The following is a 19,521-nucleotide window of genomic DNA, read 5'->3' as shown; positions in this document are numbered from 1 at the left end:
TATCCGAGGACGACGTCCTTTCGCGACAGCGCATCACCCCGCCCCGTCAGGCAGATCGAACACGTCGCGCAGCCCGTTGCCGCCGCCGGGTGCGGTCGCGGGCAGGAAGGTGACGACCGCCCCGGTGCCGACGCCAAAGGCGTCGCACAGCTGAACCTGCCGGAACGGATGCCGCCGCACGGTCCCGTCGGCGTGGAGCGCGGGGATGTTGCCGACCGGGGAATCGCGGTCGAGCGTGAGCGCCGCCATCGCCGCCGCCAGCCCGTCGCGGTGTCCCGCGCGCAGCGTCGGCGGGATGATGCGGTCCAGCGTCGCCCCGACCATCACCGCGCCTGAATGACCGAACATGCGCGTACAGCCCGCCGACCAGTATCGGACGATCCCTTGGTGATCGACGAGCACTTGCGCAGCATCGTCGGCGGGTGATGAGGGGGGCAGGTTGTGGGTCATGCCGCCCGACTAATTTGCATGGCTGGCGCCTGCAACAACGTGGGAGGTCATCGTGAACGTCGGCGAGCCGCTGGTGCGATACCGCAGGAGCGTGCGCGATAGCTGGATCGAACGACGATCACCGAAGCCTTGGGCCGCCAAGTCCGTCGCGGGCGGCTATCCGATGCTGCGGTTGGTAAGGTGGCGGACCGGGGGGTGGGAGATTGGGGAGTTGGCGGTGGGGGAACGGCGGGAGATTGTGCCGAGTGCTTAGCTCTGTCTGGACTGAACGAGGCGAATAAAGTCGGAGACATCCATAAGCCAAGGCTGCTGTTCCGGTTTATATGTTGCGTGAAGTTCACGAGGCAAAACCAGCTGTAATTGCTTGGCCTGCATTTCCGCCGTCTGCTTCAGCGAGATGCCGGGTTCAAACGTCAACAGGTGCTTGACTTGGATGCGCTCGGCTTCCGAAAGCACTTGGCGCCAGCGCTCCTTGAGCGTCGATTTGGCTCCCAACATGGTAAGGCGATTAACATCGAAAGCGGGATCGGCATATTGAGTCGCGCCAGGAAACAGGAAATCGGGTTTGTTCCCGTTTTCGGTAACGGCGCCGCGTGAATAACTGATTCCAAAGGCGGTCAACAGCGCCTCAATGTGGCTTTCCAGTGCCAAACCTGCGCGGGATTTGCGGCGATTCTGTACGCTCAGCGAAAAAGCAATGAAGCCTTCAACATCCTCTCCATCGCTGTTCTGGAAGCCGGTGCGCAGCCGTTCAGCTACAATCTTGCGCTCGAGGCGCCGGAACAGTTGGTCCTCCCTTTCCATCCATTTCATGAGCGCCAAGTCGGGCGCATCCTGGATGAATGGCAATGCGAGGGATGAGCGGGCGAGATCGGAGAGCGTCCGTGCCTTGGGCATCAAAAGGCCAAAGGGGGCTATCAGCCGGTCCAGATCGGGACCTTCCGGCTCCTCCGGGTCAATATCCAGAGCTTCGAGAATGAAGCGCGCTACGAAATCGAGCGCCGCATCGGAATTTCCGCCGACCGACTGATAGCTGAACTGAAATTCGGACTGAACATCAACGCCGAACAACCAAAGCAACTGGTTGTACATTGTGCTGTCGCTCGGCGTTATGATCACCAGGCAGCCCTCTGCCTTGCGTTTTGCGAGGAAGAACGCGTCGCCTTCGTCCATCATCGCCGTCACATCATTGGTGGAGTAATAGAGACGGTGTTCCGATCGGGTCGGATGTTTCCGACGGGCGTCATACCAAGTTACAAAACCCTCGGCTTCGACCGCTTCCTGCTCGTGCCCGATCCAGATAAACTTGGTGGAGATATCTTTCAGATCATCTTCGCCGAGCAGTTTTTTCAGCTCTGTAGATGCATTAAACTCGTGCTGGTTCGACGTTGCAGGTCGCGTTTCAACGGCGCTTAGTCGCTTGACGGCAATGCCGGAAAAATATTCTGAAAGGTGCCCCCGTTCCATTGTACTATTCGTGCGCCGGAACCGCCTTGGAGGTCAACCAGTTCTTGCAGCGCTGCAAAACGGATTCATTTTCTTCCGCCGAGCGGCCTTTGATTTCGCATTCCCAGACGGACAGTACGCGCCACCCGGCTTCGTCAAGTTTTCGTAGCGCGTTTGCATCACGTTCTTTGTTCGTAGCGATTTTGTTCCGCCAGAACTCGGTCCTCGTTGAAGGCAATTTGAAAAGACGACAGTCGTGGCCGTGCCAGAAGCAGCCATTCACGAATATCGCTGCCCGCCATTTCGGGAAAACCAAATCCGGTTTCCCCGGCAATCGCTTATCGTGGACAAGAAAGCGAAGACCCAAGCGATGAAGTCCCTTTCGGATGATCATTTCAGGCTTGGTATCCTTGCCCCGGATGCCGGCCATCATACGGCTACGCACTTCCGGAGGAACCATGTCAGCCATTGGCTTCCGCCATCGCACGATCCGGCTGAAAATCGGCCTCGGGAACTTCTTCCGGCACCTCTCTGCGGTTGGACAGCGCCGCGGCGAGATACGGCTTCATGGCATTGGCCAAGAACTCCACCACCGGAACAACGACCGCATTTCCGAACTGGCGATATGCCTGAGTATCAGACACACCAATTTTCCATGTTCGTTCGCCGCGCTCAAAGCCCATCAACCGGGCACATTCCGTCGGCGTCAGTCGACGAGGACGTTCTCCAGGCTGATCCACAAGGATTTCTGAGCCGTCCTTGTAATAGCGCGCCGACAAGGTGCGAGTGACATCGTTTGGACCGAAAAGGCTATATCCGAAGCCATTGCCCTTTGAATTATGCTTCTCCTTATATTTCTGGAGATATTCCCAGAGTCGGGGCGTCAGCGTATATTTCGGGTCAACATCTTCGTGGCGATCCAGAATGCTGCCGAGCTTCGGTCCGTCGGCGGCGTCGGGGAGTTCCAAGCCTAGCAGATCGAAATCAGTCTTCTCTCTGAAGCCTACAATGAAGATGCGCTCTCTTTTTTGCGGGACCCAAGGTGCCGAACTGATTACGCGCTTCTGCACATGATATTTCAGCTCGTTTTCCAGCACATTCATGATCGTCCGGAATGTCTTGCCGCCGTCGTGACTTTCCAGATTTTTCACATTCTCCAGCACAAATGCCTTGGGTCTGTGATGCTTGATGATCTCGGCGGTATCATAAAATAGAGTTCCTTGCGTATCGCACAGAAAGCCGTGAGGGCGGCCAAGCGCATTCTTCTTCGATACTCCCGCAATGGAAAAAGGCTGGCAAGGGAAACCGGCGAGCAAAAGGTCATGCTCGGGGATCAGGTCCGGATTTTCTGAGAACTGCCGAACATCGCCGTGCAATTCATGATTGTCTCTGAAATTTTTTCGATATGTTTCCTGCGCATTCTTGTCCCATTCGGAAGTGAAAACGCAGTGGCCGCCAATGCCCTGAAATCCGATCCTTAGCCCGCCAATTCCGGCGAAAAGATCAATAAAACGAAAGGAAAGATCACCGGCCGGAGCTTCTTGAACCGGTTTAGGCTTGAGACTGTCGATCATTTCCAACGAGCGATAGATATGCGCCTTTGGGGCCGTTTCTCCCCGATCCCAGCGATAGACGGTGCTAATGTCGCATTCCAGTTCCTGTGCCACCTCATCGACCGACATGCCGAGGCGCTGCCGAAACTCATGGAAAGACAAGTTTTCGATCATGTTTCACTCCTCTGGGTCGATTTTTGGCAAAATGCCAGGAAGAGTCCCAGAGCGCAAGAACAAAATGTAAACAAACCTCTTTCCTACATTCCTCCGCTGCGTCATATCCTGTTCGGTTTGGCCAACAGGAGGACACATCATGCAGAACCGCACCCCGATCGCGAAGGAGGCGCGGCCGCCGCTGCCTGACTTTACGCCGGTGCCGCGCAAGTACCGGCACGACGGGTGGACGCCCGAGCGGCAGAAGGCGTTCATATCGGCGCTGGCCGATACCGGGTCGGTCAGCCGCGCCGCGGGACAAGTCAATATGGCGCAGGCGAATTGCTATACATTGCGGCGCGCGCCGGGTGCGGAGAGCTTTCGGCGGGCGTGGGAGGCGGCGCTCGACTTCGGGGTCGCGCGGCTGAAGGATATTGCGTTCGAGCGCGCGATCGACGGCTATCTGGTGCCGGTGTTCGTGGCGGGCAAGTTGATCGGCTTTCGTCGGCGCCACAATGATGCGCTGCTGATGTTCTGCCTGCGCCATTATGGGCAGGATGCGGGGGGCAAGCGCACGACGATCAACTATTTTTCGACGCGGGCGACGGCGGGGGCGGTGAGCGGCGGTTCGGGGGGTGGTGTTGGGGCGCGGGGTGTCTCGACCGCCTCGACAGGCTCGGGACAGGCTGCGCTCGACACGAGCGGATCAGGGGCGTGTGTCACGAACGGAATTGAGGGTGGGGCCGCCGGGGCGGTGGCCGAGGCTTCGACGACGACGGTGCGGACGGTGATCCATGGGGGTGTCTCGACTTCGCTCGACACGCACGGACAACAGGACGCCGCCGCGCAGCTGATCGAGGGGTTTGAGGGGGCGGCGCTCGACGCGCAGGCGGAGGCCGAGATCGGTGCGGCGCTGCTGGCGCTGGCGGCGCGGCAGCGCGCGATGGATGCGGCGATCAACGAGGACGATGTGGACGCGGTGGCGATGCAGATCGACGATCCCGCGGTGCCGCTGGTCCAGCTGGAGGCGCATGGCTCGCCCTATTGCGGGCCGCTGCAAATGCATCCGGGGCTGGTCGATGCCGACGTCGGTGATGATGCGGCGGCGCGCATCGGCGGCGAGGCGAGCTGGGTGGTGGCGGGGGCGGATGTTCCCGAGGTGTACCGCGAATGGATCGCGGCGGCCGAGGCCGAGGGGCGGTCGGTGCCGGTGGTGCCGCTGACGGCGCCCGTGGATGACGGGATCGCGGCGGTGCGCAAACCGCCTTCGTGGCGGCTGGCGCGCAAGGCGAAGGCGGCGCGGGGTGCGGAGTGATCCTCCGCATGGCTTTGCCGCAGGGAGGCTTGTCGGTCGCACGGGCCGCGACGGCATCGATATGGCCTAAGCCGCCGCGGCGGCGTGCGGCTCGCGCCGATAAAGGATAATGCGCGTTTACCGTCTTTTCATGTCGGCCCCATATGGCGGGGTGAAGGGACCAAGTTTAGAGAGGCGTGTGATGCCCATCGGTCCCGAAATGCGACGGTTGCGCGCCGAACATGCGGCGCTGGCGACGCTGTCGCAGCTTTTGCTGGATCTGGTTCGCAACCCCGAGCCGCCGCGCCCGACCGAGCTCGCGTCGGTGCGCGGGATGCTGCGCGACACGCTGCTGCGTCACCTGAAATGCGAGGACTGGGTTCTTTATCCGCGGCTGAAAGCGAGCGGCAATCCGGAGGTCGTCGCGATGGCGGGCGAATTCGTCCGCGAGATGGGGCATATCGCGCAGGATTTTGCGACCTATGACGCGAAATGGACCGGCGAGCGGATCGCCGAGGATTGGCCGGGGTTCTGCCGCGAGACCGAGGCCGTGATGCATGTGCTGGGGATGCGGATCGAGCGCGAAAATTGCGATCTGTATCCCGCCGCCGAGCAGCTCGACCTGGCGTGACGCCGAAGCTTCTTTTTATCGTCATCGCTGCGTCACGCCTTCGCCGCAGCGCAGCAATATCGCCTCCCTAAAGCCCCCGCGACCACCGCGCCATTTCGGCGGCGGGATAGGGGGAATATGCGATGACCAACAAGTTCAGGAGCCGCCTGCGGGCTGGGCCCGCTTTGATCGTGGCGCTGACCGCGACGCCGGCGTTTGCGGCGGAAAACGCCGCCGATGCCGCCGCCGAAGGCGGCGATGTCGCGGAAATCGTCGTGCTCGGCCAGGGGCAGGCGCGGCAGGTGCAGGAAATCGCCGCCGCCGACATCGCGCTCGAAGTGGCGGGGATCAGCCCGCTGAAAGCCATCGACAAGCTGCCCGGCGTGAATTTCCAGGCCGCCGATCCGTTCGGCGCCTATGAATGGTCGTCGCGCATCTCGATCCGCGGTTTCGCGCAGCAGCAGCTGGGCTTCACGCTCGACGGCGTGCCGCTGGGCGACATGAGCTATGGCAACCACAACGGCCTGCACATCAGCCGCGCGATCATCAGCGAAAATGTCGGCCGGGTCGAAGTCGCGCAGGGTGCGGGTTCGCTGGGCGCCGCGTCGTCGAGCAACCTTGGCGGCACGATCGAATTTTTCGCACGCGAACCCGCCGAGGCGTTCGGGGTCGAGGCGTCGGGCACCTATGGCAGCGAAGACACCAAGCGCGCGTTCGTGCGGATCGACAGCGGCGCGATCGGCGCGAACGGCCCGCGCCTGTCGCTGAGCTATGCCTGGCAGGATGCCGACAAGTGGAAGGGCGACGGCGTCCAGCGCCAGCATCAGGTCAACGCGCGGATCGTCCAGCCGGTCGGCGACGGGCAATTCTTTGGCTTCGTCAATTATTCGGACCGCGCCGAAAACGACTATCAGGACCTGAGCGCCGGGATGATCAACCGGCTCGGCTACCAGTGGGACAATTTTGCCAAGGATTGGGACACCGCGGTTCGCGTCGCCAAAGTCTATCAGAACCAGGTGGCGCGCGCGGCGTTCAACACCGGCGTCGCCAATGGCTCGCTGCCGCTGGGCGCGGTGTTCACGGCGCCTTATGCCGGGGTCGGCGAGGCGTTTCCGGCGCCGGTCGCGACGGTCGACGACGCCTATTACGACGCCTCGGGGCTGCGCAAGGACTGGCTCGCGGGGGTTGGCGTCGAAGCGCCGCTAAACGAATATTGGACGCTGAACGCGATGGGCTATTATCATGGCAACAAGGGGCGCGGGCTGTGGTTCACCCCCTATGTCGTCACCCCCGGCGGCGCGCCGATGACGATCCGCACCACCGAATATGACATCGAACGTTATGGCATCGTCGCGAGCAGCCTGTTCACGCTGGGCGACAACCAGTTCGAAATCGGCATGTGGTATGAGGATAATGACTTCAATCAGGCGCGCCGTTTCTATGGCCTCGCCGACACCGTCGGGGCGCCGAGCCGCGGCAGCCTGAAATTCCCCAAAAACCCGCTGGCAACCCAGTGGAATTTCGATTTCAACACCCAGACGCTGCAATATCATGTCCAGGACACGCTCGACCTGGGACAGGTTCAGATCAACGCCGGGTGGAAGGGGCTGCGCGTCACCAACCTGGCGACCCCGATCGTCCGCGGCAACCTCGCGGCGGGGCGCACCGAGGCGAAGGACTGGTTCCTGCCGCAGGCGGGCCTGCTGTTCCGCCTGAACGACGATAATGAGCTGTTCGCCAGCTACACCGAAAATATGCGCGCGTTCGAAAGCTCGGCAACCGGCGGGCCGTTCGCGACGACGCAGGCGGGGTTCAACGCGCTCAACCTGAAGCCCGAAACCTCGACCACCTACGAACTCGGCTTCCGCACCAAATCATCGCGCTTTCAGGGGGTGATCGCGGGCTATTATGTCGATTTCAAGGATCGCATCATCGCCTTTGCCAACGGGTCGGGGATTCAGGGCAATCCGGCGATCCTGCAGAATGTCGGCGATGTGCGTTCATGGGGTGTCGAGGCGGCGGGGACGTTCCGGGTCACCCCCGAATTGTCGCTGTTCGCCTCCTACGCCTATAACGACTCCGAATATCAGGACGATGTGGTCAATGCGGCAGGGGTTGTCGTCGCGGCGACCGCGGGCAAGACCGTGGTCAATTCGCCCAAGCATCTCGCCAAGGGCGAAATCACCTGGGACAATGGCAGCTTTTTCGCACGGGTTGGCGCCAACTACACCGGCAAGCGTTTTTATTCGTTCGAAAATGATGCCGAGGTCGGCGGCTTCGTGATCGTCGATGCCAGCATCGGTTTCCGGCTGAACGATCGCATTTCGGTGCAGGCCAATGCGACCAACTTGTTCGACAAGGAATATGTCTCGACGATCGGCACCAACGGTTTCGCCAACCGCGGCGACAACCAGACGCTGCTCGCGGGCGCGCCGCAGCAGTTTTTCGTGACGCTGAAGGCGGGGTTCTAGCTTTTGCGAAGAGGGGGAGCGGACAGGCAGGGCCCTGTTTCCGGGTGAACGGAAGCAAAGGGTACGCCTTTCCGTTGACGATGATGGCGCGGTCCCGCTAGGGCCGCGCCATCATTTTTTGGGAAATATGTTCATGACCGATACCCCGCCCGACCATATGTCGACCAACCCGCGCTCGCCCCATTTCGACATGGAGGTGCTCCAGCGTGGCATCGGCATCCGCTTCAAGGGCAAGGAGCGCACCGACGTTGAGGAATATTCGATTTCGGAAGGCTGGATCCGCGTCGCCGCGGGCAAGTCGAAGGACCGGTTCGGCCAGCCGATGACGATCAAGCTGTCGGGCGAGGTCGAAGCGTGGTTCGAAGATACGGCCGCCGCCGGTGAGGGTGACGCGGCCAAGGATGCGGGCGAGGGCGACCAGGGCGACGCAGCGTAAATCGCTGCGTCATTGCGAGGAACGAAGTGACGAAGCAATCTCCAGCTATCGGCCAGGCATAAGGTCGACAGCTGGAGATTGCTTCGCTGCGCTCGCAATGACGCCAGTTTGAGAAGCTTGTTCGGCCTTTACTGGCCGAGCGAGGCAACCACGACTTCGAGGCCGTTGCCGGGTTTCCAGTTGTTTTCCGCCCACACCGGCGCCTTGAAGCTGGGTGCCTTGTTGGGGGCGCCGCCGGCATAGATGAAACCCTGCACCGGGTTGGCGCGCAGGCCAAGGTCGCCGATCGGCGCGTACCACACGCGGACCATGCTCCAGTCACCGGCGTCGCTGACGTCGACGACGCGGACGTTGCGTTCGATCTGGCCGCGGCGACCGTTGATCGGCGACCAGTTGGCGTGGTCGATGCGGATTTCGCGATCGCTGACGATTTTCTTGACCACCGCAACATGGCCCATCGGCATGCCGCGCGTCCCGGCGAACGCCATCACCGCGCCCTCGCGCGGTTCGTCGCCGCGGGCATAGTCACTGGCGGCTTGCGCCCACCAGGTCTTGGCATTGCCGCGGATGTCGACGCCCGATTCGGCGCGGGCAAAGGGGACGCATTGCAGATAGCCCTGTGCCGCGGCGGGGGTGCTGACGAGCAGGCCGGTCAGCGTCAGCACGGACGCGATGGCGGCAGCCAGAAAGCGACGATAGAGCATGAAATGCGACCCCCAAGGCTTGTGTTCAAGCGTTGCAGCGTCCTTGCCATGCTTTGCGCCCGCCACCACCCGCCGCGCGATGAATTGCGCCGGGGTTGCGGTGAGCGGCGGAACCTTTTGTTAAGCCCGTCAATTCGTCGTGCGACGGGTTCGCTTTGTCGCCGTCAGGCGGCGGCGCTGGTCGCTGATTCGGCCGGCCGGAACAGCGCCAGCACGTCGGTCGCGGGCATCGGGCGACCGTAATAATAGCCTTGGATATTGCTGCACCCCATCGTGCGCAGCGTTTCGACCTCCAGCTCGGTTTCGGCGCCCTCGGCGGTCGTCGACATGCCCAGGCTGTCGGCGAGCGCGACGACGGCGCGGATGATCGCGATCGATTCGATGCTGCCCTTGGCGGCCCCGACGACGAAGCTGCGGTCGACCTTGATCGTCGAAAATTGCGTCTTGCGCAGATAGCCGAGCGACGAATAGCCGGTGCCGAAATCGTCGAGCGACAGGCGGATGCCCAGCCCGATCAGCTGGTCGAGCAACTGCGCCGCGCCGCCGCCGTCGCGCAGGAACACGCTTTCGGTGACTTCGATCTCGAGCCGCTGCGGCGGCAGCCCGCTCTGCGCCAGCGCCGAGACGACCACCGAAGCAAAGCTGGGGTCGGTGAGCTGGTCGGCCGACACGTTGATCGCGACCTTCAGGTTCGACGGCCATTTCATCGCCTCGTGGCACGCAGTGCGCAGCACCCATTCGCCGATCGGGGAGATCAGACGGGCGTCTTCGGCCAGCGGGATGAAGCGCCCCGGCGACACATTGCCAAGCTTTTGGTTGTTCCAGCGGATCAGCGCTTCAAAGCCGTTGAGCGTGCCGTCGGCGGCGGTCACCACCGGCTGGTAATAAAGTTCAAATTCGCGGCGTTCGAGCGCGCCGCGCAATTCCTGTTCCATCACCCGCCGCTCCTCGGCCTGTGCGTGCAGCGATGCGACATAGCCGGCGACGACATTGCCGCCGCGATCCTTGGATTTGTAGAGTGCCAGGTCGGCGTTGCGGGTCAGCGTTTCGACCGTCGCGCCGTCCTGCGGCCCGATTGCGAAGCCGATGCTGGCGCCGACGAACAACTGGTGATTGTCGACCACATAGGGTCGGCTGATCGTGGTGATCAGGCGCTGTGCCAGCTCCTCGGCAGCGTCGGCCGACGGCACATTGTGCAGCACGACGGCAAATTCGTCGCCGCCCAGTCGCCCGCAGGTCATCCCGCGTTCCATCAACCCCTTCAGCCGCGCCGCGACCTGCGCGAGCAGCTTGTCGCCGACCGGATGGCCCAGCGTATCATTGACCGCCTTGAACCGGTCGAGGTCGATCATCAGCATGGCGCAGCGCGATTTGGCATCGATCGCCTGCGCCAGCGCGCGGGCCAGATCTTCATTGAGGCTGAGGCGGTTGGGCAGGCCGGTCAGATTGTCGAAGCGCGCCATCTTGGCGATCTGTTCGGCGGTCGCGCGCTGTTCGGTGACGTCCGAACCGACGCCGCGGAAACCCAGGAACTTGCCCGCCTCGTCGAGGCGCGGCGACGCCGACAATTCCCACCAGCGCGGCGCACCGCCGATCGTGACCGGCACGATCAGGTTCGAAAAGCTTTCGCGCCGCTTCATCCGTTCGGCCATTTCGTGCAGGCTTTTGGGAAACAGCCCGGTTTCCCAGGCATCGCCCGACAGCGCCTGCAACAGCGGCACGCCTTCGAGCGCATCGGCGGTGGCGCCCAGCGCATAGGCGAGGCGCGGCGAGACGTGGATAAGGCGGCGGCTGTTGTCGGTCTGCCACAGCCAGTCGGCCGAGGTTTCTTCAAATTCGCGCAGCAGCAGGCTGACCGTTTCGGTCTTTTCGTGCAGCGTTTCTTCGGCGCGGCGATAGCGGATGTGGCTTTGCGCGAAGCGGATACAGAAACTGCAGAGCAGCAGTCCGGCGACCAGCGCGACCGCGGCGAGCTGCGGTGCCCCGGCGCGGACCAGCGCCGCCGCCGCCGACAGCGTGACCGGCGCGATGAACAGGATGCACGCCATCGGGACGCTGTGCGCGACGATCGCCAGCGTGACCATCATCAGCACGGCGATCGTCCACATCGACAGGACATGGTCGAGCGGCGGGGCCAGCCCGTGCAGCCAGAAGGGAGCGCCCCACAGCAGCGCCGAATAAAATCCGTGGCGGTTGCACAGCCGATATTCGGCGATCCCCGACAATTTGGGGTCGCCCAGCGGCAGGCTGCGAAATTTGCTGTACGACCACAGGCTGAACAACAGGCTGCACCCGAGCCAGCCGCCGGCGAGCGGCAAAGGGACGCTGAGAACCATGGTGAAGGCGGCGACCAGCGCCATGCCGATGCCCATGAACAGGCGCAGCGAACCGCGGCCGCGGAGCGGCGCGAGCTGGAGCTGGCGGAGGTTGCCGATGTCCGCATCGCGCGGTCCCAGCCCCAACAGGGTCCGCGCAGGAATATCTTCGGCAGCTATCTGGTCCAACGGGCTCTTCACCCGCCCTGTTTAGCGCGCGGGGGTTACCCGAAGGTAACCAGCGACCCCCTTGCCAACGCTTTTTTGTCCGGCGATGGGACAAAAAATTTCGGGTAAGGTCAGCGGGTTGGCTGGGTTCTGGCGCTAAGCAGCCATCGCAAAGGGCTGGATTTCCCCGGCCAGATATTGGGCGCGCGCTTTCGAGCGGCTGAGCTTGCCCGAACTGGTGCGCGGCAGGGTGCGCGGCGGGATCAGCTCGATCAGGCAATTCATGCCGGTGATCGCGCGGACGCGGTCGCGAATCGTCTCGCGCAGCGCCAGCCGTTCGGCATCGTCGCTGGTGCGGCACTGCACCAGCACCGCAGGGGTTTCCTCACCCCCCGGCGCGGTGATCGCGAACGCCGCGATGTCGCCCGATTTGAAGCCCGGCAATTGTTCGACCGCCCATTCGATGTCCTGCGGCCAGTGATTCTTGCCGTTGATGATGATCATGTCCTTGGCGCGGCCGACGATATAGATGTAACCGTCTGACAAATATCCCATATCACCGGTGTCGAGCCAGCCGTCGACCAGGCAGGCGGCGGTCGATTCGGGGTCGCGATAATAGCCGGTCATCAGCGACGGGCCGCTGCACCAAACCTTGCCGACCGTCTGGTCGGGCAGCACGCCGCCCAGTTCGTCGCGGACCTCGATCACCATGTCGCGCGCGGCGCGGCCGCAGTTGACGATGGCGCGATAGCGCGTCGGACGTCCGGCATCGCCCGCGGCCCCCGACAATTCGGTTTCTTCGACCAGTTCGACGACGATCCCTTCGCCCGGCGGCATGATGCTGACCGCCAATGTCGCTTCGGCCAGGCCATAGCTCGGCAGGAAGGCGCTGGCGCTGAACCCGGCGTCGGCAAAGGCATCGACAAAGCTCTGCATCACGTCGGGCCGGATCATGTCGGCGCCATTACCCGCGACGCGCCAGCGCGACAGATCGAAGCGGTCGGCGACATGCGTCTGGCTCGACACGCGGCGCGCGCAGATGTCGTAACCAAAGGTCGGCGAATAGCTGAGCGTCGTTCCCTCGTTGCGGCTGATCAGGTCGAGCCAGGCGAGCGGGCGGCGCGCGAAATCTTCGGTCTTCAGATAATCGACCGACACCTGGTTGGCGACTGGCGACAGCAGGCAGCCCACGAGCCCCATGTCATGGTACCAGGGCAGCCACGAGACGCAGCGGTCGCTGTCGCGCACTTCCATACCGTGGCTATGCGCCGCGAGGTTGTTGAGCAGCGCCGCGTGGGTCACCGCGACGCCGTGCGGAAAGCGTGTCGAACCGCTGCTGTACTGAAGATAGCAGGTCTCGTCCGACTGCTGCGCTGGCAGGTCGGTGACCGGGGCGGGCTTGGCGGCAAATTCGCTCCAGTCGACCGGCAGGACATCGCGCGATTCGGCGGCCTCGACCGCCATCGCGGCGATTTCGGGGGGGAAGAACAGCATCGTCGGGTCGCAGCTGGTGAGCTGGACGACGAGTTGGCCGACATAGCTGTCGCGGCCGCCGAAGCTGGTCGGCAGCGGCAGCGGCACCGGCCACGCGCCGGCATAGATGGTGCCAAAGAACAGCGCGGCGAATTCGGCGCCGGTCTCGGCGATCAGCGCGATGCGGTCGCCGGGCTTTACCCCTGCCGCGATCAGCCGGTACGCGGTGAGGACGGCGTCGTCCTTCAGCTCGCGATACGGATAGGGGCGGATCAGCTTGCCGCGCGGGTCGTGGAAATTGAGCCCGCGGCTGCCCGCCGCCGCATAGTCGAGCGCTTCGCCGACGGTGGCAAAGTCGGAAAAGCGGCGCGGCTGGGCGCACAGCGTCGGCGTCGGCTGGAGCGCGTCCGCCGGAATAGCGTTTTGATCGGTCATAGGGGGTGCGACATCCCGCGATAAGGGCCGCGCGGCAACAAGCATGTCATCTTTCTGAGCCATGGTTTCCGTGCGCGAGCCCTGTGTTGTTAGAACAATCGCCCATTTCCGGGCTTTATCGCCCGATATGGCGGTGTTGATCGTTCTCAATCAGGCCCGACTGTGGCACAAACATGGCATATGGCCAACCGCCGCGCTCCATCCGACCGTTCCAGAAAGCCTCTCGGCGCAGCCAAACTCGACGAGCTGGCGCTGGCGTATGTTGCGCGATTCGCGACGAGCCGCGCCAAGTTGACGCGCTACCTCGCCAGAAAAGTCCGCGAATCCGACTGGATAGACGACATCGACGCCATGGCGGCGTGCGAGGCGGTGGCCGACCGGATGGAGCGTTTGCGGTTCCTCGATGATCGCCAATATGCCGTCATGCGCGCGGGGGCGATGACGCGGCGCGGGCTGGGGGTGCGGCGGGTGAAGGCGCAGCTCTATGTCGACGGCATCGCGCCTGCGGACAGCGGCGAGGCGATCGAGACCGCCGAAGGCGCGGCGCTCGCGGCGGCGCTCGGTTTTGCGCGGCGGCGGCGGTTCGGGCCGTTCGGCGCGGCAGCCCTTGCCGATCCCAAGCTGCGCGAGCGGCAGGTCGCGGCGTTTTTGCGCGCCGGGCACGCGATGACGCTGACGCGGCGCATCCTCGCGATCGCGCCCGGGGACGAAGCGGCGCTGGCGGCGCTGGACGACGAAGCGGGGCTCGATTAGGGCTAGCCGACTTTGCCGGGATAAGGATCTCCGATGCGCGCTATTTTGACCGCTCTTGCATTGTCGCTGGCCGTGCCGATCGCGGGGTGCAGCCGCGATGCCAGCGACGCCGAAAGCGCCCCAACGATCCCGGTGACGATCACCGCCGCGGATCGCACGCACCGCTTCAACGTCGAGGTCGCACGCACCGACGCCGAGCAGGACAAGGGGCTGATGTTCCGCACCAGCCTGCCCGCCGACGGCGGGATGCTCTTTCCGTTCGAAAAGCCGCGGATCGGCAGCTTCTGGATGAAGGACACGCTGATCCCGCTCGACATGTTCTTCATCCGCGCCGACGGCAGCATCGATCGGATCGCCGAAAACACCATCCCCGAATCGCTCGAACCCGTCGTCAGCGGCGGCGAGGTCAGCGCGGTACTCGAACTCGCGGGCGGCACCGCGGCGAAGCTTGGCATCGACGAGACGGCGAAGGTGACGTGGAAAGACGGGAAATAGCGTTACGGCGCACGGTTTGCGGGTTGCAGACCGCATAGCCTTGCCTGTAAACGCCTCGCCATGAGCATCCTTGGCAAGATTTTCACCTGGTGGGACGGCGCGACCGTCGGCACGCTGCTGAACAGCTGGAAAACCGGCGAAAAGGTCGGCGAGGACAGCCTCGGCAACACCTATCATCGCGCGCGCAAGGGCGACCGCCGCTGGGTGATCTACAAGGGATCGAACGATGCGAGCCGGGTGCCGCCCGAATGGCACGGCTGGCTGCACCGCACCTTCGACGAATTGCCCACCGACATCCTGCCCGCGCCGCGCGCGTGGGAACAGGCGCCGAGCGCGAACCTGACCGGCAGCACCGGCGCCTATCGCCCGGCCGGGGCGCTCGAACGCGGTGGCCAGCGCGCCGCGGCGACCGGCGATTACGAGGCCTGGCGGCCCGGCGAATAATGTCACGGCCGACGACGACCGCGCTGATCGCGCTGCTGGCGGCGAGCGCGCTCGCCGCCTGCGACCGGGCGCCGTCGCAGGGCAATGGCAGCGCGACGGTGCCGACGATCGCCAAATCCGAACGCGTGCCGCAGGAAGTCGGCGGCATCGCCGGGGCGACCCCGATGGCCGAGCGCGTCGCCGTCGTCGGCCTGCTCAACAAACGCAACGGGCTGGTCCGCGAGCTCGAGATGAAGCCCGGCGAAGTCGCGCGGGTCGGCCGCGCGATCATCCGGCTGCGCGCGTGCGAACAGACCGCGCCGTGGGAAGATCCGCCCGAAACCGGGGCTTTCGTCCAGCTGACGGTACAGGATCAGCGCGACGACAAATGGCGCCGCATCTTTTCTGGCTGGATTTTCCGCGAACGCCCCGACCGCAACATCATCCAGCACCCGATCTATGACGTGTTCGTCAAAAGCTGTGCGATGACATATCCCGGCGGCGAGCCGGTCGCGCCCGCGGCACCGAAATCGGGCGCGGCGGCAGCGCCCAAGGCGTCGAGTGCGCCCCAGTCGCCCGCGACGAACGGCGGCGAGGGCGGCGATACGCCCGCGGCGCCTGCGCCGACCGCTCCGGCGCCCAAGACGCCGTCTGCGTCGCCGCCCGCCAACACCGAATAAAGCCGCGCCAGATAGTCGGCCTGGCGGATTTCGATCGCGCCCAGGCTGGCAAGGTGCGGGGTGATGAACTGGCAATCGAGCAATTTCCAGCCGCCCGCGATGAGCCGCGCGACGAGGTGCGCCAGTGCGACCTTGGACGCATCGCGCGCGCGGCTGACCATCGATTCGCCGAAAAAGGCGCGCCCGAGCGACACGCCGTAAAGCCCGCCGACGAGCCGGTCGTCCAGCCAGCATTCGACGCTGTGCGCATGGCCGATCTGGAACAGGCGGTCGTAACTCGCCTTGATCACGGGGTTGATCCACGTCGTCAGCCGGTCGCCCGCAGGTTCGGCGCACAGCGCGACCATGTCGGCAAAGGCGGCGTCGGTGGTGACACGAAAGCGGTCGGCGACGAGCGTCTTTTTCAGGCTGTGCGAGAGGCGAAAGCCACCCAGCGGCAGGATCGCGCGCAGCCGCGGTTCGACCCAATGGACCGACGGGTCATCCGCCCCGTCGGCCATCGGGAAAATACCCTGCGCATAGGCACTCAGCAGCAGCGCAGGGTCGATGGACTCGATAGGCTTCAGCTTGCGGGCTTTACGAACTTCAGTGTCATGCGATCCGATTCGCCGATCGCGACATATTTGGCGCGGTCCACTTCGCCTTCGCGCAGGCTGGGTGGCAGCGTCCAGACGCCCTTTTCATAGTCCTTCGTATCCTTGGGATTGGCGTTGATCTCGCTCTTTTCGGCCAGCTTGAAGCCCGCGGCTTCGGCGAAGGCGATGATCGAGCTTTCCTTCATATAGCCCGACTTTTCTTCCTTCGCGGCATCGTCGCTCTCGTTCAGCCGGTGTTCGACCACGCCCAGCGTGCCGCCGGGTTTGAGCATCGCAAAAATCTGCTTGAACGCGTTGGCGGTGTTGTCGGCGCCATCGAAACGCCAGTTATGGACGTTGCGAAAGGTCAGCACGACGTCGGCGCTGCCGTCGGGGACTTTGGGATTGGCCCCCGCGCTGGGAAATTCGGCGAGTTTGACCGCGCCATAGGTCGCGGCATCGGCGGCCTGCTTTTCCTTGAACCGGTTCAGCCCGCGTTCCCATGGCGCCGCGACATACAGGGTGCCGCCGCCGGACTTGGTCAACGGGGCGAGGATTTCGCTGTACCAGCCGCCGCCGGGCCACAGCTCGACCACGGTGTCGCCGGGCTTGACGCCAAAGAAGGCGAGCGTTTCGGCAGGGTGGCGATATTGATCGCGAGCGAGATTGGCGGGGGTGCGGGTCGGCGCGGCGACCGCGGCGGCGATTGCGTCGCCGGGCTTGGCGGCATGGCCGCCGCCATGGTGGTCGGCCGATACGGCGGCAGGGATGGCAATGGCTAAAGCGGCACTTGCAACAATCAATAGCGGACGCATATGGGCAACCTCTCTCTGGGGGGACGTCCCCCTGTTTGCGAAGGTGCGCGCGTCAATGCAAGGGTCGATGCTGATAGTGAGTGCCGCGGGCGCCGCGGTCGCGGTCGCCGCCGAGGTCGCGGACTGGCGTCGCCGCCATCGGCGCGACGTCGATGCGGTCGGATTCATGCCGTGGCGGGGGATTGCGCTGATCGGCGTGGCGGTCGCGATATTGGCGGCGGCGCTGGCGTTGAAGCCTTGATTTGGCCGTCGCCCCCGCGAAGGCGGGGGCCGCTGGAGAGATAGCGTAAGGCTGATAGCGGCCCCCGCCTTCGCGGGGGCGACGGACTCAGAGGCAAGCCTCGAGATAGGGCTGGTCGAAGCCGTATTGGCGGGCTTTTTCGAGCGTATAGGGGCGCAGGCCCATCGCGCGATATTCGCCGACGATCTTGCCGTCCTTGTCCTCGTCGAGATATTCGAATTTGAAGAGTTCCTGGGTGACGATGACGTCGCCTTCCATGCCGATCACCTCGGTGACGTTGGTGACGCGGCGCGACCCGTCGCGCAGACGCTTGATCTGGACGATCAGGTCGACCGAATCGGCGATCTGTTTCGAGATCGCTTCCTTCGGAATCTTGATGTCGCCCATCAGCACCATATTCTCCATACGGCCGAGGCATTCGCGGGGTGAGTTGCTGTGCAGCGTACACATCGACCCGTCGTGACCGGTGTTCATCGCGGCGAGGAGGTCGAAACACTCGGCGCCGCGGACTTCGCCCATGATGATGCGGTCGGGACGCATACGCAGCGCGTTCTTGACGAGATCGCCCATATGGATTGCGCCATTGCCCTCGAGGTTCGCGGGGCGCGTTTCGAGCGGCAGCCAGTGCGGCTGTTGCAGGCGGAGTTCGGCGGCGTCCTCGATCGTCAGCACGCGTTCGCCGGGGTCGATCATCTTCGACAGCGCATTGAGCATCGTCGTTTTACCCGAACCCGTACCGCCCGAGATGACGATGTTGAAGCGGCTGGCGCCCGCGATTTTCAGCGCGGTGCACATCTTCTGGCTCATCGCGCCCCATTGGCAGAGCATGTCGAGCGTGATCGGCTTGGCCGAGAATTTACGAATCGAGATCGCGGTGCCGCGAAGCGAGAGCGGCGGGACGATCACGTTGACGCGGCTGCCGTCCTTCAGACGGGCGTCGGCGAGCGGCGTGGTCTGGTCGACGCGGCGGCCGACGAGGTTGCAGATGCGCTGCGCGATCTGGAACAGATGCTGTTCGTCGCGGAACTGGATCGGCGCGATGACCAGCTGGCCCTTGCGCTCGATATAGGTCTGGTACGGACCATTGACCATGATGTCCGAAATGTCGGGGTCGGCGAGCAATTCTTCGAGCGGGCCGAAGCCGAGCAGCTCGTCGACGAGCACCTTTTCGAGCGCGAACTGTTCGCGGCGATTGAGCGTGATGCGCAGCTCGGCAAGCACTTCGAGGATGATCGGGCGAAATTCCTCGGTCAGCTCGTCCTTCGACAGCGTCGCCGCGGCCTCGGGATCGACGCGTTCCAGCAGGCGCGGCAGCACCTGTTCCTTGATCTTGTGGACACTGGCTTCGAACCCTTGCGCCTTTTCAGGCTCCATCGCCTCGGCGGTCGAGCGCTGGTTGAGCCGCTCCATCGCCTCTTCTTCGGGCGACAGGTTCGATGGCATCACGGGGATTTCGATCGCGGGCGGCGTCTCGATCGCCGGGAATTGCGCGCCCCCGGGCACACCCGATCCACCCTGCATCGGCTTCGCCACGCCAAAGGCGGGGCGGCCAGCGGTTCCGGGTCGGCGTCCGAATGCACTCATTCGCTTTGTCCTGCTTCCATGTCTGCCGGAGTATCGCCACCATTGGCTGACGCACCCCCATCCGACACGGTGAATAAAGTGGAAACTTTGACATTGTCCTAATGCGCAGGGTCGATTGCCGCGTGGACACAAAAAAGCCCGCATCCGGTGGGGATGCGGGCATTGATCGCCGTGGACGGGCGAAATTATCAGGCGGCGATATGCTCGGCGAGCACGGTCAGGCCGGCCTCGTTAACCTCGGCAAAGCCGCCTTCGACCTCGATCACCTCGGGCGCGGCGGACGCGGTCGCATAGATTGTCAGCGGGCCGTTGCGCAGCGTCGCCATGAACGGCGCATGGCCTTCGAGCACCGAAAAATCGCCTTCGCTGCCGGGGACGGTGACCATGTAAACCTCGATCGACCGCTCGAGGCGGGCCGGGGTGACGAGTTCGAACTTCAGAGCCATT

The 19,521-nt window shown here is 63.9% G+C and carries 19 protein-coding genes and 1 pseudogene; 9 read left to right on the top strand and 11 right to left on the bottom strand.

Features of this window, described 5'->3' with window-relative positions; genetic code table 11:
• Positions 1-33: 33 nt before the first annotated feature.
• The 4 genes from ACTIFP_RS00825 to dcm form a co-directional block, all read right to left on the bottom strand.
• A complete protein-coding gene (locus tag ACTIFP_RS00825; RefSeq protein ID WP_439566826.1) occupies positions 34-450 on the bottom strand; it encodes a PAS domain-containing protein in 417 nt (138 codons plus the stop codon).
• 249 nt (positions 451-699) lie between these two features.
• A complete protein-coding gene (locus tag ACTIFP_RS00820; RefSeq protein ID WP_439566825.1) occupies positions 700-1,917 on the bottom strand; it encodes a type II restriction endonuclease in 1,218 nt (405 codons plus the stop codon).
• 4 nt (positions 1,918-1,921) lie between these two features.
• Positions 1,922-2,365, bottom strand: a complete 444-nt coding sequence (locus tag ACTIFP_RS00815) for a very short patch repair endonuclease (protein ID WP_439566824.1) — start codon at positions 2,363-2,365, stop codon at positions 1,922-1,924.
• Positions 2,358-3,623, bottom strand: coding sequence for a DNA (cytosine-5-)-methyltransferase (gene dcm, locus ACTIFP_RS00810; RefSeq protein WP_439566823.1), 1,266 nt, complete (start codon positions 3,621-3,623; stop codon positions 2,358-2,360). Before dcm ends, ACTIFP_RS00815 begins: the two co-directional genes overlap by 8 nt.
• Before the next feature lie 139 nt (positions 3,624-3,762).
• On the opposite strand from dcm, the gene ACTIFP_RS00805 reads away from it, so the two are divergent.
• The 4 genes from ACTIFP_RS00805 to ACTIFP_RS00790 all read left to right on the top strand — a co-directional run bounded on the left by ACTIFP_RS00805 (position 3,763) and on the right by ACTIFP_RS00790 (position 8,413).
• Positions 3,763-4,917, top strand: coding sequence for a hypothetical protein (locus ACTIFP_RS00805; protein ID WP_439566822.1), 1,155 nt, complete (start codon positions 3,763-3,765; stop codon positions 4,915-4,917).
• Positions 4,918-5,098: 181 nt separating this feature from the next.
• The gene (locus ACTIFP_RS00800; RefSeq protein ID WP_439566821.1) at positions 5,099-5,527 is read left to right on the top strand and encodes a hemerythrin domain-containing protein; all 429 of its coding nucleotides are present in this window, start codon (positions 5,099-5,101) and stop codon (positions 5,525-5,527) included.
• A gap of 122 nt (positions 5,528-5,649) precedes the next feature.
• On the top strand, positions 5,650-7,977 hold the full coding sequence (locus tag ACTIFP_RS00795) for a TonB-dependent receptor (protein ID WP_439566820.1): 2,328 nt from the start codon (positions 5,650-5,652) through the stop codon (positions 7,975-7,977).
• A gap of 133 nt (positions 7,978-8,110) precedes the next feature.
• Positions 8,111-8,413, top strand: coding sequence for a DUF3297 family protein (locus tag ACTIFP_RS00790; RefSeq protein WP_439566819.1), 303 nt, complete (start codon positions 8,111-8,113; stop codon positions 8,411-8,413).
• A 128-nt stretch (positions 8,414-8,541) separates the two neighbouring features.
• Here the strand turns inward: ACTIFP_RS00790 and ACTIFP_RS00785 are convergent, their stop codons facing one another.
• The 3 genes from ACTIFP_RS00785 to ACTIFP_RS00775 all read right to left on the bottom strand — a co-directional run bounded on the left by ACTIFP_RS00785 (position 8,542) and on the right by ACTIFP_RS00775 (position 13,508).
• A complete protein-coding gene (locus ACTIFP_RS00785; RefSeq protein ID WP_439566818.1) occupies positions 8,542-9,117 on the bottom strand; it encodes a CHAP domain-containing protein in 576 nt (191 codons plus the stop codon).
• A 164-nt stretch (positions 9,118-9,281) separates the two neighbouring features.
• Positions 9,282-11,621: a putative bifunctional diguanylate cyclase/phosphodiesterase gene (locus ACTIFP_RS00780; protein ID WP_439566817.1), complete on the bottom strand. Its 2,340-nt coding sequence runs from the start codon at positions 11,619-11,621 to the stop codon at positions 9,282-9,284.
• Between the two features lie 135 nt (positions 11,622-11,756).
• Positions 11,757-13,508: a fatty acyl-AMP ligase gene (locus ACTIFP_RS00775; protein WP_439566816.1), complete on the bottom strand. Its 1,752-nt coding sequence runs from the start codon at positions 13,506-13,508 to the stop codon at positions 11,757-11,759.
• Between the two features lie 180 nt (positions 13,509-13,688).
• Between ACTIFP_RS00775 and ACTIFP_RS00770 the strand changes: the two genes are divergently transcribed.
• The 4 genes and pseudogenes from ACTIFP_RS00770 to ACTIFP_RS00755 form a co-directional block, all read left to right on the top strand.
• Positions 13,689-14,261, top strand: a complete 573-nt coding sequence (locus ACTIFP_RS00770) for a RecX family transcriptional regulator (protein ID WP_439566815.1) — start codon at positions 13,689-13,691, stop codon at positions 14,259-14,261.
• A gap of 33 nt (positions 14,262-14,294) precedes the next feature.
• On the top strand, positions 14,295-14,756 hold the full coding sequence (locus tag ACTIFP_RS00765; RefSeq protein ID WP_439566814.1) for a DUF192 domain-containing protein: 462 nt from the start codon (positions 14,295-14,297) through the stop codon (positions 14,754-14,756).
• Positions 14,757-14,816: 60 nt separating this feature from the next.
• The gene (locus tag ACTIFP_RS00760) at positions 14,817-15,200 is read left to right on the top strand and encodes an NADH:ubiquinone oxidoreductase subunit NDUFA12 (protein WP_439566813.1); all 384 of its coding nucleotides are present in this window, start codon (positions 14,817-14,819) and stop codon (positions 15,198-15,200) included.
• Positions 15,200-15,601, top strand: a pseudogene (locus tag ACTIFP_RS00755) (DUF2155 domain-containing protein); the annotation flags it as partial. The gene ACTIFP_RS00760 and the pseudogene ACTIFP_RS00755, both read left to right, overlap by 1 nt.
• A gap of 35 nt (positions 15,602-15,636) precedes the next feature.
• Here ACTIFP_RS00755 and aat read toward each other — a convergent pair.
• On the bottom strand, positions 15,637-16,416 hold the full coding sequence (gene aat / locus ACTIFP_RS00750; protein WP_439567281.1) for a leucyl/phenylalanyl-tRNA--protein transferase: 780 nt from the start codon (positions 16,414-16,416) through the stop codon (positions 15,637-15,639).
• 5 nt (positions 16,417-16,421) lie between these two features.
• Positions 16,422-17,249 carry a class I SAM-dependent methyltransferase gene (locus tag ACTIFP_RS00745; protein ID WP_439566812.1) on the bottom strand — a complete coding sequence of 276 codons (828 nt, stop codon included), beginning with the start codon at positions 17,247-17,249 and terminating at the stop codon, positions 16,422-16,424.
• A gap of 67 nt (positions 17,250-17,316) precedes the next feature.
• Here ACTIFP_RS00745 and ACTIFP_RS00740 point away from each other — a divergent pair, with 67 nt between their 5' ends.
• A complete protein-coding gene (locus ACTIFP_RS00740) occupies positions 17,317-17,490 on the top strand; it encodes a hypothetical protein (RefSeq protein ID WP_439566811.1) in 174 nt (57 codons plus the stop codon).
• An 87-nt stretch (positions 17,491-17,577) separates the two neighbouring features.
• Here ACTIFP_RS00740 and ACTIFP_RS00735 read toward each other — a convergent pair whose 3' ends face one another.
• Positions 17,578-19,074 (bottom strand): CpaF family protein, encoded by a 1,497-nt coding sequence (locus tag ACTIFP_RS00735; protein WP_439566810.1) that lies wholly within the window; start codon positions 19,072-19,074, stop codon positions 17,578-17,580.
• Between the two features lie 188 nt (positions 19,075-19,262).
• Complete coding sequence (locus ACTIFP_RS00730; protein ID WP_439566809.1) at positions 19,263-19,520, bottom strand: ATP synthase F1 subunit epsilon; 258 nt, start codon at positions 19,518-19,520, stop codon at positions 19,263-19,265.
• Between the last annotated feature and the right edge of the window lies 1 nt (position 19,521).

Source organism: Sphingopyxis sp. (assembly GCF_051861155.1).
Lineage (GTDB): Bacteria > Pseudomonadota > Alphaproteobacteria > Sphingomonadales > Sphingomonadaceae > Sphingopyxis.
Note: the sequence above shows the minus strand (reverse complement) of the source record. Positions and strands in the feature narration are given on the sequence as shown.

Bases quoted from the DNA above. Each gene is read 5' to 3' on its own strand.
- ACTIFP_RS00825 (WP_439566826.1), bottom strand. From the start codon at position 450: ATGACCCACAACCTGCCCCCCTCATCACCCGCCGACGATGCTGCGCAA.
- ACTIFP_RS00820 (WP_439566825.1), bottom strand. From the start codon at position 1,917: ATGGAACGGGGGCACCTTTCAGAATATTTTTCCGGCATTGCCGTCAAG.
- ACTIFP_RS00815 (WP_439566824.1), bottom strand. From the start codon at position 2,365: ATGGCTGACATGGTTCCTCCGGAAGTGCGTAGCCGTATGATGGCCGGC.
- dcm (WP_439566823.1), bottom strand. From the start codon at position 3,623: ATGATCGAAAACTTGTCTTTCCATGAGTTTCGGCAGCGCCTCGGCATG.
- ACTIFP_RS00805 (WP_439566822.1), top strand. From the start codon at position 3,763: ATGCAGAACCGCACCCCGATCGCGAAGGAGGCGCGGCCGCCGCTGCCT.
- ACTIFP_RS00800 (WP_439566821.1), top strand. From the start codon at position 5,099: ATGCCCATCGGTCCCGAAATGCGACGGTTGCGCGCCGAACATGCGGCG.
- ACTIFP_RS00795 (WP_439566820.1), top strand. From the start codon at position 5,650: ATGACCAACAAGTTCAGGAGCCGCCTGCGGGCTGGGCCCGCTTTGATC.
- ACTIFP_RS00790 (WP_439566819.1), top strand. From the start codon at position 8,111: ATGACCGATACCCCGCCCGACCATATGTCGACCAACCCGCGCTCGCCC.
- ACTIFP_RS00785 (WP_439566818.1), bottom strand. From the start codon at position 9,117: ATGCTCTATCGTCGCTTTCTGGCTGCCGCCATCGCGTCCGTGCTGACG.
- ACTIFP_RS00775 (WP_439566816.1), bottom strand. From the start codon at position 13,508: ATGACCGATCAAAACGCTATTCCGGCGGACGCGCTCCAGCCGACGCCG.
- ACTIFP_RS00770 (WP_439566815.1), top strand. From the start codon at position 13,689: ATGGCCAACCGCCGCGCTCCATCCGACCGTTCCAGAAAGCCTCTCGGC.
- ACTIFP_RS00765 (WP_439566814.1), top strand. From the start codon at position 14,295: ATGCGCGCTATTTTGACCGCTCTTGCATTGTCGCTGGCCGTGCCGATC.
- ACTIFP_RS00760 (WP_439566813.1), top strand. From the start codon at position 14,817: ATGAGCATCCTTGGCAAGATTTTCACCTGGTGGGACGGCGCGACCGTC.
- ACTIFP_RS00745 (WP_439566812.1), bottom strand. From the start codon at position 17,249: ATGCGTCCGCTATTGATTGTTGCAAGTGCCGCTTTAGCCATTGCCATC.
- ACTIFP_RS00740 (WP_439566811.1), top strand. From the start codon at position 17,317: ATGCTGATAGTGAGTGCCGCGGGCGCCGCGGTCGCGGTCGCCGCCGAG.
- ACTIFP_RS00735 (WP_439566810.1), bottom strand. From the start codon at position 19,074: ATGAGTGCATTCGGACGCCGACCCGGAACCGCTGGCCGCCCCGCCTTT.
- ACTIFP_RS00730 (WP_439566809.1), bottom strand. From the start codon at position 19,520: ATGGCTCTGAAGTTCGAACTCGTCACCCCGGCCCGCCTCGAGCGGTCG.